Origin of the sequence: Tellurirhabdus bombi, from assembly GCF_021484805.1 — a bacterium.
Classification (GTDB): Bacteria; Bacteroidota; Bacteroidia; order Cytophagales; family Spirosomataceae; genus Tellurirhabdus; species Tellurirhabdus bombi.
Map to the genome: position 1 here is coordinate 2,393,583 of NZ_CP090557.1, position 17,621 is coordinate 2,411,203.

The 17,621-nt window shown below is 48.2% G+C and carries 18 protein-coding genes; 7 read left to right on the forward strand and 11 right to left on the reverse strand.

All coding sequences use genetic code 11. The features are described from left to right. A complete protein-coding gene (gene cmoA, locus L0Y31_RS10110) occupies positions 1-762 on the reverse strand; it encodes a carboxy-S-adenosyl-L-methionine synthase CmoA (RefSeq protein WP_234737007.1) in 762 nt (253 codons plus the stop codon). 105 nt (positions 763-867) lie between these two features. Between cmoA and nfi the strand changes: the two genes are divergently transcribed. Next, complete coding sequence (nfi, locus tag L0Y31_RS10115; RefSeq protein ID WP_234737008.1) at positions 868-1,557, forward strand: deoxyribonuclease V; 690 nt, start codon at positions 868-870, stop codon at positions 1,555-1,557. 11 nt (positions 1,558-1,568) lie between these two features. Here nfi and L0Y31_RS10120 read toward each other — a convergent pair whose 3' ends face one another. The 6 genes from L0Y31_RS10120 to L0Y31_RS10145 form a co-directional block, all read right to left on the reverse strand. Next, positions 1,569-2,063 carry a Fur family transcriptional regulator gene (locus L0Y31_RS10120; protein WP_234737009.1) on the reverse strand — a complete coding sequence of 165 codons (495 nt, stop codon included), beginning with the start codon at positions 2,061-2,063 and terminating at the stop codon, positions 1,569-1,571. A 101-nt stretch (positions 2,064-2,164) separates the two neighbouring features. Further along, positions 2,165-2,425, reverse strand: coding sequence for a hypothetical protein (locus tag L0Y31_RS10125; protein ID WP_234737010.1), 261 nt, complete (start codon positions 2,423-2,425; stop codon positions 2,165-2,167). Beyond that, positions 2,412-2,765, reverse strand: coding sequence for a DUF6686 family protein (locus L0Y31_RS10130; RefSeq protein WP_234737011.1), 354 nt, complete (start codon positions 2,763-2,765; stop codon positions 2,412-2,414). Before L0Y31_RS10130 ends, L0Y31_RS10125 begins: the two co-directional genes overlap by 14 nt. A 35-nt stretch (positions 2,766-2,800) precedes the next feature. Further along, positions 2,801-3,136 carry a DUF6686 family protein gene (locus L0Y31_RS10135; protein ID WP_234737012.1) on the reverse strand — a complete coding sequence of 112 codons (336 nt, stop codon included), beginning with the start codon at positions 3,134-3,136 and terminating at the stop codon, positions 2,801-2,803. 335 nt (positions 3,137-3,471) lie between these two features. Further along, positions 3,472-4,608 (reverse strand): FAD-dependent monooxygenase, encoded by a 1,137-nt coding sequence (locus L0Y31_RS10140; protein WP_234737013.1) that lies wholly within the window; start codon positions 4,606-4,608, stop codon positions 3,472-3,474. Between the two features lie 74 nt (positions 4,609-4,682). After that, a complete protein-coding gene (locus L0Y31_RS10145; RefSeq protein WP_234737014.1) occupies positions 4,683-5,246 on the reverse strand; it encodes a Crp/Fnr family transcriptional regulator in 564 nt (187 codons plus the stop codon). Positions 5,247-5,495: 249 nt separating this feature from the next. Here L0Y31_RS10145 and L0Y31_RS10150 point away from each other — a divergent pair, with 249 nt between their 5' ends. After that, complete coding sequence (locus tag L0Y31_RS10150; protein ID WP_234737015.1) at positions 5,496-5,882, forward strand: acyl-CoA thioesterase; 387 nt, start codon at positions 5,496-5,498, stop codon at positions 5,880-5,882. 1 nt (position 5,883) lies between these two features. Here L0Y31_RS10150 and L0Y31_RS10155 read toward each other — a convergent pair whose 3' ends face one another. The 3 genes from L0Y31_RS10155 to L0Y31_RS10165 all read right to left on the reverse strand — a co-directional run bounded on the left by L0Y31_RS10155 (position 5,884) and on the right by L0Y31_RS10165 (position 8,767). Next, entirely contained in the window at positions 5,884-6,771 is an 888-nt protein-coding gene (locus tag L0Y31_RS10155) for a hypothetical protein (RefSeq protein ID WP_234737016.1), read from the reverse strand. Further along, the gene (locus L0Y31_RS10160; protein ID WP_234737017.1) at positions 6,771-8,180 is read right to left on the reverse strand and encodes an MBOAT family O-acyltransferase; all 1,410 of its coding nucleotides are present in this window, start codon (positions 8,178-8,180) and stop codon (positions 6,771-6,773) included. The genes L0Y31_RS10155 and L0Y31_RS10160 overlap by 1 nt, the downstream gene beginning before the upstream one ends. Positions 8,181-8,356: 176 nt before the next feature. Then, the gene (locus L0Y31_RS10165; protein WP_234737018.1) at positions 8,357-8,767 is read right to left on the reverse strand and encodes a hypothetical protein; all 411 of its coding nucleotides are present in this window, start codon (positions 8,765-8,767) and stop codon (positions 8,357-8,359) included. Between the two features lie 345 nt (positions 8,768-9,112). Here L0Y31_RS10165 and fumC point away from each other — a divergent pair, with 345 nt between their 5' ends. After that, positions 9,113-10,516 (forward strand): class II fumarate hydratase, encoded by a 1,404-nt coding sequence (gene fumC, locus L0Y31_RS10170; RefSeq protein WP_234737019.1) that lies wholly within the window; start codon positions 9,113-9,115, stop codon positions 10,514-10,516. A 58-nt stretch (positions 10,517-10,574) separates the two neighbouring features. Here fumC and L0Y31_RS10175 read toward each other — a convergent pair whose 3' ends face one another. Continuing rightward, entirely contained in the window at positions 10,575-12,104 is a 1,530-nt protein-coding gene (locus tag L0Y31_RS10175; RefSeq protein WP_234737020.1) for a malate:quinone oxidoreductase, read from the reverse strand. A 284-nt stretch (positions 12,105-12,388) separates the two neighbouring features. On the opposite strand from L0Y31_RS10175, the gene L0Y31_RS10180 reads away from it, so the two are divergent. The 4 genes from L0Y31_RS10180 (at position 12,389) to L0Y31_RS10195 (ending at position 17,549) form a co-directional block, all read left to right on the forward strand. Further along, the gene (locus tag L0Y31_RS10180; protein WP_234737021.1) at positions 12,389-13,330 is read left to right on the forward strand and encodes a DUF2279 domain-containing protein; all 942 of its coding nucleotides are present in this window, start codon (positions 12,389-12,391) and stop codon (positions 13,328-13,330) included. A 208-nt stretch (positions 13,331-13,538) separates the two neighbouring features. After that, positions 13,539-15,671 carry a M3 family metallopeptidase gene (locus L0Y31_RS10185; RefSeq protein ID WP_407084071.1) on the forward strand — a complete coding sequence of 711 codons (2,133 nt, stop codon included), beginning with the start codon at positions 13,539-13,541 and terminating at the stop codon, positions 15,669-15,671. A 214-nt stretch (positions 15,672-15,885) separates the two neighbouring features. Further along, positions 15,886-16,788 carry an FKBP-type peptidyl-prolyl cis-trans isomerase gene (locus L0Y31_RS10190; RefSeq protein WP_234737022.1) on the forward strand — a complete coding sequence of 301 codons (903 nt, stop codon included), beginning with the start codon at positions 15,886-15,888 and terminating at the stop codon, positions 16,786-16,788. Positions 16,789-17,120: 332 nt separating this feature from the next. Continuing rightward, positions 17,121-17,549: a T9SS type A sorting domain-containing protein gene (locus L0Y31_RS10195; protein WP_234737023.1), complete on the forward strand. Its 429-nt coding sequence runs from the start codon at positions 17,121-17,123 to the stop codon at positions 17,547-17,549. Positions 17,550-17,621: the final 72 nt, after the last annotated feature.

The following is a 17,621-nucleotide window of genomic DNA, read 5'->3' on the forward strand; positions in this document are numbered from 1 at the left end:
TTAAGCCGGTTTTTTTACCGCAATAATGCCAGAGAAATTATACCATTTAAAGAAAGTTTCAATCGTCTCAAAACCCGTATCACGGAGCATCAGAATGTTTTCGGATTGCTTGTAGGGGATCAGGACGTTTTCGAGGGCTTCCCGTTTTTGGGCAATTTCCATTTCGCTGTACTGATGGCGCCGCTTCATGTCGTAATAATATTTGATGAAGTCGCGGTTCATGTTGCTGTCTTCCGCCAAAATCTTTTCGACCAGGAGCAACGCACCGCCCGGCACCAGACCGTCGTAGATGTTTTTTAGCAGCTTCTCGCGGTAAAGCGGGCGAACAAACTGTAGAGTCAGACACAAAACAACCACCGACGCATTGCTCACCTCAACGCGCTGGTTCAAATCGGCAACGCGTAGCTCGAAAGGGCGGGTAAAGCCAAATTCGCGCAGCTTACGGTCGCATTTATCCAGCATTTGCCGGGAGTCGTCAATGCCAATAAACCGGATATTGTTGTCCACCAGGCTGTCCATATGAATCAGCGTAGTACCCGTAGAGCAGCCTAAATCGTAAACATCGGTTCCGGGCTGGGCATGATCGGCGGTCAATTCACCCAACATGCGCTGAAACTCTTCGTAAAAAGGCACAGAGCGATTTACCATGTCATCAAAGACATTGGCAACCGTCGTTCCGAACTTAAAATCAGATACTTTCTGAATTTCTTCCCTGAAAACCTCGTCCTTAGGGGTTTCAACTGCATGGGCCTCTTTCAACATATTAGAATGGCTGGGTTATTTTCTAATAAATTTATAAGGTTTTTCTAATATATAAGCCCTGTAGAACAGAATAGAATTTTACCATACCCAAGCATAAAAAGCTAAATGGCTAATTATCAGGAGTTACATACGTGGACAGTGACGCCTGCGGAGGCCGTTGCGTTGCAAAAGGAGCTGCGTTCACAAATTAAAATTACCCCGTTGACGAAGCCGCCGGAGCTTATTGCAGGCTGTGATATTTCGTTTAACAAATACGAGACGACCGTTTATGCCGGTATTGTGGTGTTGCGGCTGTCAACGCTGGAAGTGGTGGAGGAAGCGGGTGTCGTTAGCGAAACGGAATTTCCGTACGTGCCGGGGCTGCTGTCTTTTCGGGAGATTCCGTCTCTGCTGATGGCCTGGCAAAAGCTACGGTCCGAGCCGGATGTGGTGATGTTCGACGGTCACGGTATTGCGCACCCCCGCCGCATCGGTATTGCCTCACACGCAGGTTTGTTTCTGAACAGGCCCACTTTTGGCTGCGGAAAATCAGTACTGGTGGGAAAGTACGAGGAGCCCGCGCCGGAGCGAGGTTCGTGGTCGCCGATGACGCACTACCGGGAGCTGATTGGCGCTGCGCTACGGACGAAAAACAAGGTTAATCCGGTCTATATTTCGCCCGGGCACTTGATTGATCTGGAGACGGCCATCGATTTAACCCTGCGTTGCGACGGCGGATATCGGCTGCCAGAGCCAACGCGCAGGGCTCACCTGCTGGTGAATGCCCTGCGGCGTGGCGAAAGGAACGTTGAGTAAATAGACTTTCTTTATAAAATAGTAGAATCGGTGGTGGGTGATTGGGACTTGGCCGTGCATTCTTCGCATTCGCCGTAAAAGACCAGCGAGTGCGACTCGACCTGAAACTGCATCGTATCACCAACGTTGGTTTTAATCAGGTGCAGGCGGGGGTCGCAAAACTCCTTTACCTGGTGGCAGGTTGTGCAAATCAAATGAGCGTGTTGCTGCCGACCCAGTGCTTTCTCAAAACGGCTTTTTATGCTGTCGCCCTCACCAAACTGGTTGCGACGCACGAGGCCGCAGTCGACGAGCACATCCAACGTGTTGTAAACCGTTGCCCGGCTAACGGGATACGCTTTTTGCTGCATGGCCTGGTATAAATCTTCGGCGTCGAAATGGTCGTTTCGTGAATAAACCTCGTCTAAAATCGCAAAGCGTTCCGCCGACCGCCGAAATCCCTTCGTCAGCAGATGATCTTCCAGTTTGGCCCTGGCCGTGGCAATTAATGCGTTTGTTTCATGCATGAGAATTGTCTGAAAGAATAAAAAGGAACCGGTCAAAAACCGGGTCCTTTCTTGTATTTAACCTATGAATTATATTTAAAGTCGTTGTTTTTTGTTGATAATCAATCTGTTTTTAAGAAAAAGGCAAGTAGCTCCTGCCGCAGTTCTTCAAACTCTTTAAGAGTTATGGATAGCCTTCTGCCCTGGAAAACAGTCCGCACGCACGTATCCCGCACATCCAGAAGCCCAATCTGATAAAACGCTGACCAGCGCGGGTGAAGGCTGAAATTGAGCAACGTATCGACGTCGTTTAGACTCAGCGTTAGGGGAGCGCCCTGATACAGAATTTCGATTGTTCCGCTTGACTCGTTAAAGGTCTTCATGGCGTTTTTTTTCGATTGGTGTTTGCAGAATCTGAGCAACTTCCCGAAGCAGGCTGGCTTCGTCCATCATGGCTACTACCTCGTCAATTTCCTCGTCGGTAAGCAGCAGAAAATAGTTGAGCATAGGGGTCTTCAAAAGCCATTCTTTCCCGTGAGTCGTGAAAAAGGGTCGCATGCCGACACGACTTACCAAAACCTGGCGGTAACACGAAAATTCAGACTCCTGCAAGACAAACAGCGAATTTTTATAAGCTACATTATAGCTCTGGCAGCCTGCGCAATAGCCAATGTAACCGTTTTCCCGCTCTGTTAGTGTTCGTAACCGATGTTCGTGTTCCATGCGTGTCCTAGCTTAGTTATTCTGTATCTGCTGGGTCAGTTCGACTGTATTTTCAACAATTGCTGCATTTCAATCCGGCGCGAAGCCTGCGAAAGCCCCGAGCTAAACGTGGTGAACTCCTGGCGCGACAGCATAAACTGAATGTCCGGGTGACCTGTATTTATCACCAGTTGCAGTTGCCCACCCGGAAAAACGGTTGATGATTCATCAAAATTTACCCTACTTACTGTCTGGCACAAATCCAGAAACTCCGTTTGTTCAAAGCCTATCAGGAGATTTCGGAACGTAAGGCCAATGCGCTGGCAATGTTGGCATTGAGCAATGCAAAAACCGTCCTGGCTGATGAGTATTTTTGGCTGACAGGTATTCATGGTGTTATGGCGTGGGTCGGTGAGTAAATTGTGCCTGTGTCCAGAAACAGGTAATTCGCGGTAGACTTCGTTGAATCTGCATGGTACACAGGGCTTAATGTTTTATGTTATCTAGTTTTAGTCATGCTTGTCAGTTGGTAGACCGTTTGTCTAGAAATGATCAAGTTTTGGTCTGTGATCTTATTTAGACTAATTTTAAACAAACATACAGGCTCAGGTAATTCGATGCAAGAAATAAATAAAGAACTTTGTAAGTTTTTTACTAAAGTGTTGGAATTCAGTGGTATGTAGGAGGTGATTTCCTGGATGGGAAAGTAGCCCCATCCAGGAGAAGCCTAAAAATCGACCGTATACAGTTTTTCTAGTTGTTGCTCATTCACTTTGGGCGGCAGCAAACGCATTAATCCATTCCGCAGTGAGGCTAAAAAACGGTTTTCCAACTGCGCAACCTGGCCAATTCGCCGCGATTGATTGACGATAAAATGAGTTCGGTCCAGCCGCCGTTGCTCAAATCGCTTAAAAGCCACCGCCGTATTCGCTTCGTTTCTAAGTTCATCGGCCAGCACCGCCGCATCTTCAATGGCCTGACAGGCCCCTTGCCCCATGTTGGGCGTGGTGGCGTGAGCCGCATCGCCTAGCAACAGAATAGTTCCATAAGCGTACTGAGACAGCGGGGCCAGGTCAATAATGTCATTATGCAACAATTGCTCATTGCGCGTCTGCTCCAGAACCGCAGCGACCGGGTGGTGATAGCCTCGAAAATGGTGCTGTAGGTCTTTAACACTAAATTGTTTCAGGCGCGCGTCTTGCTGTGGCGCGTTTACGCAGGCAAACCAGTATAACTGATTATTCGCCAGTGGAACAAAGCCAATTCGTCCGGCAGTTCCCCACGTTTCAGTGGCTTCCTGAATGTTTAGCTGACTGTTATCAACAACGGCCCGCCAGCACGTATAGCCCGCGTAACGCGGTTTGGCATCGGGCCGAAGCTGCTGGCGAATGGGAGAGTGGATGCCATCGGCCACGATCAGGCGGTCGGCGAGGCAGGTTGTACCATCCTGAAACAGAATACTGGTCTGCGAGCCAAGCTGTTCAATGGAAACCGCCCTTTTGTTGGTAAAGATGCGGCGCGAATCCAGGTGATTCAGTAAAATGCGGTGGAGGTCTGCCCGGTGGATGGTGAAGTTATCAAGTCCATAGCGTTGACTAACGGCCAGGCTATCGGTTTGGGTAATAACGCGCCCTTGTTGATCGAGAATAGAAAACGTAGCGAGAAATCGGCCCGCCTCCATCACTTCGTTGGCAATGCCAATTTTTTGGAAGGCTTTGATGGCGTTGGCGGCGAGCCCCAGGCCGGCCCCGACGGGCTTTATAACGGGAGACGCTTCGTAAATATCGGCCTCAATTCCTATTTTCTGTAGGGCGATGGCGGTACAAAGTCCGCCGATTCCGGCTCCAATGATGACTGTTTTCATGCGTATCTGTTGTTTTTTGCTTGGTGCAAAAGTGCAGGCAGATACGGAAAGATCTTTTTACAAATGTTAAAAAATCAGAGCTCAGCGCGAATTCTGCTGAGGCTAACCTGGGTAATGCCCAGATAGGAGGCGATGTATTTTAGCGGCGCGCGATTTGTTAGGCCAGGGTACTGGCGGTTTAACTCCTGATAACGTTCTTTGGCACTCAGAAACTGGAGGCTTTCCAGCCGGCTTTGTGATTCCAGAAAGCCAAAAACGGCCAGTTTTCGGGCAACTCGTTCCAAGTCGTGGTGTTTATCGGCCAGTTGCTCAAAATCGACATTGTTTAAATAATAAACCTCGGAATCTTCCAGAACCTGAATGCCTTTGTTGGAAGGTGCACCGGTAAAAAGGCTGGCTACGGCACCAATAAACTGATTATCAACCGCAAAATAATCCGTAACGTCGATGTCTTCTTTGTAATAGAAAACCCGCGCCAATCCCCGATGAATAAAGTAGAGATGGCGGGAGACGGCCCCGATGGACAGCAGTTCGGTATTTTTGGGGAAGCGGTCAAAGCGAATAATCTGCTCAAACGCCCGTTGACTTTCGGCCGATAAGGGGCTAAGCTGCTGAACAAGGGCCAGTAGTGGATTCATGCGGTTAAAGGTAACAGTTTTGGGTACATGATGCTCCTGAAAGCCAGAGCAGTGAAAGGCAACGCTTCGGAAACAAATGGTTACGCCGTGAGCAATGATAAAGTGTTTGAAAAGGCAATGGCCCTACTGAGGTGAACCGCTTGAGGAGCGGTAAACGTGCGGAATCAGTTAAATGGACGTACTTTTGTGGCGGTGGGTCTTACAAAAATAGACCGCTGTGATAAGAATATGGTACCGAATACAACTGACATGAATCCCGTTCAGGAGCGGATTGAGCGCTCTGTAACCCATCTGTTCAAGATGGTTTTTCCCAACACCACCAATCACCATGACACCCTTTTTGGCGGTACGGCGCTGCAATGGATGGATGAAGCGGCTTTTATCTGCGCCACGCGTTTCAGCCGGAAAAAGATGGTGACGGTCAGCTCCGAAAAAATTAGTTTTCAGCAGCCCATTCCCAGCGGCACTTTTATTGAGCTGATTGCAAAAGTGCACACCATTGGCCGAACCAGCTTGCAGGTGCAGGTTGATATTTATGTGGAGGAAATGTATAGTGAAATCCGCAAAAAAGCCATCACGGGTGCTTTTACGTTTGTTGCCATTGACGACCACCGCAATCCAATTCCGGTTTTATAGGTCAATCCATTTTGCTTTGGGCTAATTGCAGCTGGTGTGGTAACTGAGCTAATTGATGGTTCAGAAAGACGCTGTAACGAACCGTCTCTGGGGGTAATAGATGAACTCCGTCGGAGGTTTGGTAGATTTCGTGCGGCAAGGCAACTCGATGATATCCCGGAGCGTTGAAAAAAATCTGAACAAATTGCCGCGTTTTTTGCGCTAGCGGAATGCTCTGAATAACAGGGTGATTAGGCATTTCATAAAAAATAATGCGCGTTCCCCGGCGATGAAATTTGTCCAGCGTCTGGCGGAGCTGGGTAAAGGTCTGCCGAAAAACCGAATCGGGCGGAAGGGGTTTAATAAAAGGCCCATAAGCTCGAAATCCTTTTTGCAGCAAGGCCGAGTCGGGCGCGCTAACAACCATCGCAGGTGTCGTAGGCGTACCAAACCAATCACGGAGAACCGCTTTCAGCACACCGGCAGGCTGGTATTTTTGGCGGGTAAAGGGAAGATACTGCTTCAGACGCAATGTAGCAGGTTGTTTGAACTCGTCCATCAAGGAGAGCTTTTGAACCTTGACGAGCGTGTTAATTTCGATCAGCAAAACACGGGGAATGTGCTTCGCCAGCTGCATCAGCTGTAGCCCCTCATGGGCCGACAAACCCGGCATGGCCAGGTTATACCGATGCTTCGACGGCTGCTCGGAAAGCAGCATTTCACTCATGGACGAACCGAGAATGACGGTATCAGCCCAGGAACTGGCTTCAAAAAGATACTCCTCTCCTTTGACCAGATTACGCTGCCCGATGGTTTGGGCCGTGCGCTGAATTTTCTTTTGGTACCGCTCGATGAGCAGTCCATAGCCTAAGAGAAGAAAAAAGGTGACGAGTAGAGCTTTTCCAACCATTAGAACTGGAAATAAATGAATGAATCACTAGAACCACTATTGGTAATAATCAAGAAAAGTAAAAAACCATACAAGGCATAGTCCCACCGAGGCTGGTCATAAGAGGCCACCCGCTCGCGCACTAAGGCACGAAAATGATACAGAACAACGGGTGTCGAATAGATCATGATGAAACTGATAATCAGGCCGTCGTGGGGGCGATGCGTATTGGTAGCAATGGCCCGCAGGTAAGCCAGCGCCTGATTGAACTCAGGAAGCTTGAACAAGAGCCATGCCAAAGAAACAAAACAAAAGACCATCGTGCCTTTTAGAACGGGATGCAGACGAAGCAACGGAGAACGTACTTTATCAGACAGCAGCCGTTCCAGCGCCAGCGCCAGACCGTGCGCCAATCCCCAGATGGCATAACTCCAGGCCGCTCCGTGCCATAAACCGCCCAAAACCATCGTAATCATCAGGTTAGCGTAGGTTCGGAGGGGCCCCTTTCGGTTGCCGCCCAGAGGAATGTACAAATACTCGCGCAAAAAACTAGAGAGCGAAATGTGCCAACGCCGCCAAAAATCCGAAAAAGAAGCAGCGATATAAGGATAGTTAAAATTGGTCGGGAATTGATAGCCAAACAGCCCTGCAAACCCCAGGGCGATGAGTGAGTAGCCCGCAAAGTCAGCGAAAATCTGCATGGAGTAGCCAAACAGCAATGCGACCAAGGTCAACGATGAGAAGCTTTCAAAAAAGGGATAAGCAATATAAGCTGTATGGTCTTTCAAGTTATCAGCAATGACCATTTTGAGAAAATACCCCATTACCAGAGTCCGGAAACAGTACTCCCAGCGAATATCTTTCAGGTATTTTGGCTGAATTTGGGGGAGAAAATAGTGCGCTTTAACAATCGGGCCGGAGACGAGCTGCGGAAAAAAGGCCTTGAAAAACAAAACGCGTTCGGCATGCTGGTAGAGGTTTCGGGCAATATAGGAGCGAAACTCCGATTTATCTCGGGCGGTATAGGTGTCGATCACCAGACTAATGCCCTGAAAAGTGAAAAAAGAAATACCAATCGGCAGCGGAATACTCATCAGAAAAGAACCTACCGGATTATACGAACCGAAAAAAGTGCCTCCGATGAGTGGGCTGTATTTGAAAAAAAGCAGAATAAGCAGATTGCCGACTACACCCCAGGTTGCGTGAAATTTCTGCCGGCTAGGGGAGCCATAAACAACCAAATAACTAGCAACGATATTAAGAGAAACCGATAAGAGTAGGAGCGTCAGTAAATCAGGCTGGTTGTAGGCGTAGAAAGTTAAACTGGAAATAATTAAAATAGAAAGCTGCCATTTTCTGGCAATAGGGAGGTAATAAAAAACAAACGTAGTTACGGCTAGTACGACAAAAGCACCACTATTGAACAACATAAAGCAAGCGGTTGAAGGCCAGTAAACATACTAGAAATCCGAAAGAAAGGTAACTTTTTTCAACTTCTTTTCGTAATCGGTAGGCTTGAAAAAAAGGCCCAACAAGCGAAGGGTGCTGCCTGATCAGGCAGCACCCTTCGCTTGTTGGGTAATTATACGTTTTAAACCAGGTAATGTTAATTTGGGTGACGGAAACTATAGCAGGAAAGCAATTGCCGGATTTCTTTTTCTAACTGCCGGATGTACGCTGTTTTTTGCCGCATCTCGGTGCGGTAAAACGTCATAACCGGGAGTTCGTGGTGCCGAATCATCTGAATTTTTTCTTCCAGTTGCGATACTGATTCTTGCTTTTTCTTACGATTGGGCTGAGCAATCTGAAGGCGTAACTTATCCTCTAAACGGGAGAGCTCCAATTCTTTCAACAAATATTGTCGTCCGATATTTCTTAATTCTTTCAGCCTGTTTCTCGTTTCTCGATGGGTCTCGATCAAATTACTAATTCGCTCATGATCAGGATAAAACGGATAAAAAAGATACATAATTTGTAATTTTTGAATAGGATGACGGATCAGACCGTGAAAAATCATCACCCTGTTTAGATGCCAAAAGCCCGATTTTGTCACATGTAAAGAATCAAATAAGTCTCAGGTATCCGTTAACGTATAGGGACAGAGCGAATTGATGGACAAATAGGATTTAACGTAGTAATCAGTAAAGTCGTCTTAGTTAAAAGAAATAATAAAAAAGAGACCAATTCAGCAAAGGGCTCGGGCGGGAGCCTGGGGTTTCAATGAATTAAAATTCGCCAAAATGCAGCGCAATCGCGTCACACAGAAAGATAAATTTAGCGTTCTGTTCTACCTTTGACGTCGAAACGATTAGCCATTCGTTCGCTCGAACGGAGCTAACCTCCAACGTAAACGTCTCCAACAATGGAATACCGCATTGAAAAAGACACAATGGGCCAGGTACAAGTGCCTGCTCATGTCTACTGGGGCGCGCAAACCCAGCGCTCTATTGAAAATTTCAAAATTGCCCAGGATATTAATAAAATGCCCCGCGAAATCATCCGGGCATTTGCTTATCTGAAGAAAGCCGCTGCCCTGACGAACCTGGACGCCGGTGTATTACCACAGGAAAAGTCGGACCTGATCGGGCAGGCCTGCGACGAGGTTCTGGAAGGTAAGTTAGATGATCAGTTTCCACTGGTGGTTTGGCAGACTGGCTCAGGAACGCAGTCGAATATGAACGTCAACGAGGTGGTTGCCTACCGCGCTCACGTGCTGCAAGGCGGTCAATTAACGGACGAGAAAAAAGCGTTGCATCCCAATGATGATGTGAACAAGTCGCAGTCGTCGAATGACACGTTTCCAACGGCGATGCACATTGCGGCTTATAAAATCCTGATCGAAGTAACGATTCCGGGCATTGAGAAGCTGCGCAATACGCTGGATGCCAAGGCGAAAGAGTTTAAGAACGTGGTCAAAATTGGCCGGACGCACTTCATGGATGCAACGCCCTTGACGTTGGGTCAGGAGTTTTCGGGATACGTTTCGCAGTTAAACCACGGCTTGCGGGCCATCAACAATTCGCTGGCCCACCTTTCGGAACTAGCTCTGGGCGGAACGGCGGTTGGAACGGGCATCAATACACCGCCCAGCTATTCGGAAAACGTAGCGAAACACATTGCCGACCTGACGGGTTTGCCGTTCGTTACCGCCGAAAACAAATTTGAAGCCCTCGCTGCCCACGACGCTATTGTGGAAGCCCACGGAGCTTTAAAAACGGTAGCGGTTAGCCTCATGAAAATAGGCAACGACATTCGGATGCTGTCGTCAGGACCACGCGCCGGAATCGGGGAGATCTTCATTCCCGATAATGAGCCTGGTTCGTCCATTATGCCGGGTAAGGTGAACCCAACGCAGTGCGAAGCGATGACCATGGTAGCTGCGCAGGTGCTAGGCAACGACGTGGCGATTAATATAGGTGGCTCAATGGGACATTTTGAGCTGAACGTATTCAAACCCGTGATGATCTACAACTTCCTACACTCAGCCCGCCTGATTGGGGATGTTTGCGTGTCGTTCAATGACAAATGTGCAGAAGGTATCCGTCCGATTGAGGAGAACATTACCAAGCACGTTAACAATTCGTTGATGCTGGTTACGGCTCTGAATACGAAAATTGGTTACTACAAAGCGGCTGAAATTGCCCAGACGGCGCACCGTGAAGGGTCAACACTGAAAGAAACGGCCATTAAGCTGGGGTACCTGACTGAGGACGAGTTTAACGAATGGGTGAAGCCAGAAGATATGGTTGGCGACATCAACGTATAATCTCATTTTATTTTTGGGTCATCAGATAATTTACCAATCATCCGATGACCCAAAAATTTTAGTTATCGTCCGTCGTATAAACGGCAACATCCAGTCCCAGAACTTCACTTGTCTGGGCTCTAAGCTCATCAATCAGCGGTGGATTGTTGGCGATTGATATTCCGTAAGATGGAATCATCTGCTTCAATTTCTCCTGCCATTCTGCCGAAGCCATCTGTTCTTTAAAACAGCGCTTCATCAAATCGATCATGATGGAAACGGCAGTCGAAGCACCCGGCGAAGCACCCAGCAGGGCCGCAATACTACCATCGGCTGCACTCACTACTTCCGTACCAAATTCCAGTACACCGCCTTCTTCTTCGTCTTTTTTGATGACCTGTACCCGTTGGCCGGCAATTTCCAACTCCCAGTCTTCCATCCGGGCGTTGGGGAAATACTCCCGAAGGGCTGCCAGCCGATCTTCCGGCGATTGCATCACCTGTTGAATCAGATACTTTGTCAGCGGAAGGTTATGCATCCCAGCCATCAACATAGGAGCCATGTTGCTCAACTGGATGGATTTTGGCAAATCAAAGTACGATCCGTGTTTCAGGAATTTCGTTGAAAAACCGGCATAGGGGCCAAAAAGCAGCTCTTTTTGATTCCCAATAATGCGCGTATCCAGGTGAGGAACCGACATAGGAGGCGCACCAACGGAAGCTTTTCCATAGACCTTAGCCTGGTGACGTTCAATGACATCCCGGTTGGTACATTTCAGCCATTGGCCACTGACCGGGAAACCACCGTAACCCCGGCTCTCGGGAATATCAGCTTTCTCCAGCAGTCGTAATGAACCGCCACCGGCACCAATGAACAGAAACGAAGTCCGAACATCCTGTACCTGGTTCGTCGTTGTATTTTCAATGCGTATTTTCCAGCCACCCATGCTTTTCGAGCGCCAGATGTCGCGTACATCGTGGGCAAAGTGGATGTTCACGCCTTTCATGCTCTGCAAGCGGTAGAACATGGCCCGCGTCAGCGCGCCAAAGTTCACGTCGGTGCCAATCTCCATGCGGGTTGCCGCCACGGGTTGCGTCGAATCGCGATCTTCCATCACCAGCGGAACCCACTTTTTGAGTTGTTCCTTATCTTCGGTGTATTGCATTCCCTTGAAAAGCGGGCTTTGCTGAAGGGCCTCGTACCGCTTACGCAGGTAATTTACATTTTCAGCGCCCCACACAAAGCTCATGTGCGGAATCTGACGAATGAAATCGGGCGCATCGGTCAGGAAACCCTGCTGGACCAGATAAGCCCAAAATTGCTTGGAAACCTCAAAGGATTCCGCAATTTTGATGGCTTTTGCCGTATCAATCGACCCGTCTTCTTTTTCGGGCGTATAGTTTAATTCACAGAAGGCAGAGTGGCCCGTTCCGGCATTATTCCAGGCATCGGAACTCTCAGCGGCGGCCATATCCAGCCGTTCAAAAATTTCAATGGTCAAGTCCGGTTGGAGTTCTTTCAGCATCACTCCAAGGGTGGCACTCATAATACCAGCCCCAATCAGAACAACATCGGGGTTACTTTTTATAGACTTACTAGTTCTAGCCATGATTGGACAGTACGTTGTCGATTATCAAAATAATACAAAATCTGTGATACTCTTGTTCCCTAAGGAACACCTTGTCAGAAAAGTCTTGGATTATTGAAAAAAGTTCGTGGTTTTGTCGAACAGTGCCCTTAACCATCCCTAACTTTAGCGCTGAACCTTATCATAATTACCTGTTTAACTCCGGCTTCGGTCCCACCGAAAATTCCGCTAGGAAGCCGCCCGTAGTGGTGGAAGTTTACGGGTATCTGTTTTCAGGACAAAGGAGTTTTCGCGTACTTTGTCGCATGAAGTTTTGGATTTATACGATACTTATTAGCTGGTTCTGCCACCTGACAACGGCTTCGATCACGCGTGCTCAACCACCAATCACGTTAACCACCCCCCAGCCAGAAAGTTTTAACCGTGGGCGGCTGACGGGGGTCATTATAGGTACAACCGTATTTTATGGCGTAACCTTATTCATGCTCAAGAAAGCATGGTACAAAAAATCGGTGCCTTTTCACAGCTTTAATGACAATCGGGAGTGGCTGCAAATGGATAAGGTAGGGCACGTTGCTACGGCCTATCTGTTCACCCGGGGAGGGTATGAATTAATGAAATGGAGCGGCGTTCGAGAAGGGCCTGCGGTGCTGACGGGCGGGTTACTGGCGCTTTTATTTCAAAGCACTATCGAAGTGTTTGACGGCTATTCCGAAGGCTGGGGATTTTCCAGGGGCGATATGCTGGCTAACATCACCGGAACGGCCCTCTTTATGGGCCAGCAATACGGATTTGGCGAACAGAAAGCAACCATGCGCTTTGGCTGGCGAAAAAGCATCTACGCGCCTTACCGCCCCAATGTGCTGGGGAAAACAACGGGCGTTCAGTTATTAAAAGATTACAATGCGCAACAATACTGGGTTTCATTTAATATCGCCTCAATTGCACCTGTTGGGCCGTCGTTTCCTAAATGGCTGAATCTGGCGGTTGGCTACAGCGGTAGCGGCATGGTCGGGGGGCACGAAAATCCGCAGATTTTTGACAAAGATGGCCGTGAAGTGAAATTTGAGCGCTATCGGCAGTTTTACGTTTCTCCTGACGCCGACCTTTCGCGAATTGGCACACTGGATGACTCGTGGCGGCGGTTTATCGGAACGGTGCAATTTCAGAAAATCGCGGCTCCCTCTCTGGAGTTTAACCGGATTCATGGTGTACGTTTCCACCCGTTTTTGGTGAAGAAGGATTAACCGAAGCGTAAAACTTTTTTATCCGACTAACAAATTACGCCTGCAATCAACGGCGTAAAGAACAGTTTAGCCTGGCTTTCTCCCATAATCTGCGTGATTTTTCAACCGCTCAACCCAAAATTAGTATCCTCACCCAATTTATTGGTAAATTAGTAACCCTAAAAATTGGTGAACAATTGAGTTAACGAAACCCAATCAACAAACCTGTATGTTATCTCTCCAAAAACTAACCAGTCGGGCACTCCTGCTGGCGGCAGTTACTCCGGTAGCTTTTGCCCAGCCGGTATTTGCTCAACAAGCGAAAATGAGTGAGAATCCGTTCCTGCAACCGTATCGTACACCCCACGAGACGGTACCGTTCAATCTGATAAAGAACGAACACTACCTGCCCGCTTTGAAAGAAGCGATTGTGCGGGGAAAAAAAGAAATTGATGCCATCGTCAATAATCCGGCTAAGCCTACCTTCGAAAATACCGTTGTTGCATTAGAGCGGGCGGGTGATGACGTGAATAAGGTCTCGGCGGTATTGTTTAACCTGAATAGTTCAGAAACATCGCCTGAACTGCAAGGCATCGTCCGCGAAGCGTCGCCGCTCCTGACCGAATACGGCAATGACATTTCCCTGAACGAAAAGTTGTTCGCACGCGTGAAAGCCGTTTATGAGCAGCGCGATAAGCTGAAACTCGACGGCCAGGACAAGATGTTGCTGGAAAAATCGTACAAAGGATTTGCCCGTAACGGCGCTAATTTGTCGGAAGCAGATAAAGCTAAATTCCGGGAAATCAGCAAAGAGCTGTCGCAGTTATCGCTCAAATTCGGGGAAAACGTTCTGAACGAAACCAACGAATATGAGCTGCTGATTACGGACGAGAAAGACCTGGCTGGCTTGCCTGAATTTGCCCGCGAAGCCGCCAAGCAAACGGCGAAGCAGAAAGGCAAAGAAGGTTGGTTGTTTACGCTACAAGCGCCTAGCTATGGCCCATTCATGCAGTACGCCGACAATAGCGAGCTGCGCAAAAAATTGTATCTGGCTTTCAACTCACGCGGTTTCCAGAACAACAAAAACAACAACGAGCAAACCATCCAGCGGCTGGTGCAGCTGCGCTACGACCGCGCTAAACTGTTGGGTTACAAAACGCACGCGGATTACATGCTGGAAGACCGGATGGCGGGTTCCAACGACCGGGTGAAGGAGTTTCTGGACGAAATGCTGGGTCATTCTAAACCAGTTGCTGAGCGCCAGCTGGCCGACCTGACCAACTACGCAAAATCGCAGGGCTTCAAAGGCCAGAACCTGGAAATGTGGGATTTTGGCTACTATTCAGAAAAGCTGAAAAAAGAACGCTATAATCTCGATGACGAGACACTGAAGCCTTATTTCAAACTGGACAATGTGCTAAATGGCGTTTTCACGGTAGCGAATAAGCTTTATGGCCTGACCTTCAAGGAAAATAAAGACATTCCGGTTTATAATTCGGAGGTAAAAGCTTACGATGTATTTGACGAAAACGGTAAGTTTTTAGCGGTTTTCTACGGAGACTACCATCCGCGTCCGGGCAAGCGCGCCGGGGCCTGGATGAATGGTATTCGGAGCCAGGAGATGCTGAATGGAGTTGATATCCGTCCGCATGTAGTGAACGTTTGTAACTTCACACGTCCGACTGAAACGAAGCCTTCGCTCTTGACTTTCAACGAAGTAACGACGCTATTTCACGAATTTGGCCACGGCTTACACGGCATGCTGACCAAAGGGAAATATTCAAGCCTGTCGGGTACGAGCGTTGCCTGGGACTTTGTTGAATTGCCTTCACAGGTGATGGAAAACTGGTGCTACGAGCCGGAAGCGTTGAAACTGTTTGCCAAGCATTACCAAACCGGCGAAACCATTCCGCAGGAACTGATTGACAAAATTCGCGCTAGCCAGAACTTCCTGGCCGGAATTGGTGCCATGCGTCAGGTGAAACTGGGCATGATCGATATGTACTGGCACAGCCAGCAGCCAACGGGTGAATCGGTGGCGGATGTGGAGAAGAAAATTGACCAGAAAACAAGCTTGATTCCGGTTCCGGCGGGCGTAGCAACAAGTCCGGCGTTCTCGCACGTCTTCGCAGGCGGCTATTCGTCAGGCTATTACAGCTATAAATGGGCGGAAGTACTGGATGCCGATGCCTTCGAAGCGTTCAAGGAAAAAGGCATTTTCAATAAGGAAGTAGCCGACAAATTCCGTCGGAATGTGCTGGAAAAAGGCGGTAGCGAGAAGCCGATGGAGCTTTACAAGAAGTTCCGGGGCCGTGAGCCGTCGCCACAGGCCATGTTGCGTCGGAGTGGATTGGTGCTCTAATCAGCGGTTAACCTGCTGAGCAAAAATGCGGCAAAGGAGTTGGAAAACAGCTTTGCCGCATTTTTTATGCGCCATGAATCCGTAGGAGAACGGTTGCTGCCTGCAGCGGCTTTATTTTTTCGCCAGCTTGGAAAAAATCACTCACCGAAAAAATATTTTCCAACGTTTATACCCGAAAAGGTGTCAATTTTGTAAAGACGAATTTTAGAAGAACATGGCGTCAAAGCTTTCTACCTTATTCTTGTTTGGCTTACTGGGCCTGGCGTTTCTTGCCTGCAAAAATGATTTCGATAATCCGGCTGAAGGGCAGGTAGCAAGAAACATACAGGAAATAGATAATTACTTAATTGCTAATAATTTAGCTACTGAATTTCGGGCGACCAGCTCGGGCATGCGCTACATTATTGATGAGCCTAGTAGCTCTACCGTAAGTCCACAAACGGGTGAGGAGGTAGAGTTTACGTATGTGCTCTCTTACCTGGACAATACGGTAGCTCGCCGCGTTGACAGCGTGACAACGGATAATGCCCTTCGGTTGCCCATCGGGATTGGGGTAATGGTTCCCGGTTTGGATGAAGGGCTGCGGCTAATGCGCGTTGGCGAACGGGCTAGATTATTTCTGCCCAATAACCTGGCGTTCAGCGACTCCGTGCGGGCTAATATTCCAAAATACAGTGCGGTTATCTTTGACGTTCGGCTGTTGAAATCGAGAAATGAAGCCGTGCAGATTCAGGATTACCTTCGAGCAAATGGCTTACGAAGCACCACCGATTCGCTGGGAAGTGATAGCATTCGGGTGTATTATACCGAGCGCGGAACTGGTGCGAGGGTCGTTAGTGGAAAGAACGTAACGGTAGCAATTACGGGAAAGGTGCTGCGCACGAATAAACCGTTTGATGTGCGGGAAAATGCAATATTCGAAGCGGGTGCCAACCAACTGGGAATCGAAGCGATTGATAAAGGCGTTCTAAAACTGCGCGTAGGGGATAGAGCCACCTTCGTTTTTCCATCGGCGCGGGGCTATGGTGCGCAGGGGTCGCCAAACCGCTCTACTGGCTTTTACATTGTGCCTCCTTATTCGCCCCTTGTTTATGAGATCACGGTCAAATCTCAGTAGTCAGATTATTTTTGACTTCTTCAATCTAAATTGAACAGAGGCTCGTATGTATTGATATATCTTTCCGATTATGTCCACTCAACTTTATGGAAAGGCGCTAGGCGAAGGCTGAGCGCCTTTTCGCGTTTTAGGGGTGTTCTGGCTATGCTGGCCGGACATAATTGTCCGCTTCTGTACGAAAGTGTCCGATAGCGTACAATTTTAGATTTTTCGAAAAAATTAATAGGCTGATAATGAGTGTTTTGTGAATTTGTTTTTGGGTTGGCACAAGTATTGGCATTAGAGAGATGTAGTCAATTAGTAAACAACACAACAACAAATACACAAACACCATGAAATCTCACACCATCAATTCTGCAATCCTGTCCAACATCAAATGGTTTATTGCCGCCATCCTGCTGACTGCAACAACGGCGTTTGCTGACAATAAAACCAAGGATGCTAAACCTGCCGCCGAGAAAAACGTGGCGGCAGCGCTGGAGGTAGCGGCCTTCAAAACCGTAAACAACAAAATTTGGGTAAGCGTCCGCAAAAGCGAGTCAGCCTGTGCCAATTTATCCCTGCGCAACGCCAAAGGATCTTTGCTCTATCGTCAGAACATGAGCAAGAAACAGACGGACATGGTCACGAAGCTCGACATCAGCGATCTGGAAGACGGTACGTACCAACTGATTATTGAGACAAAAGGACACACAGTTACCAAAAACTTCCAAATCCTTTCGCCTTCCGTAGAGGTAACGCGCGTTCTGACAGTTGACTAAAAATTAGGTAAAATTAGAGTTAAGGAAATAAACTTATTGTTTAGGTTAAGAGAACCGAAAAGCCGCTCCCAA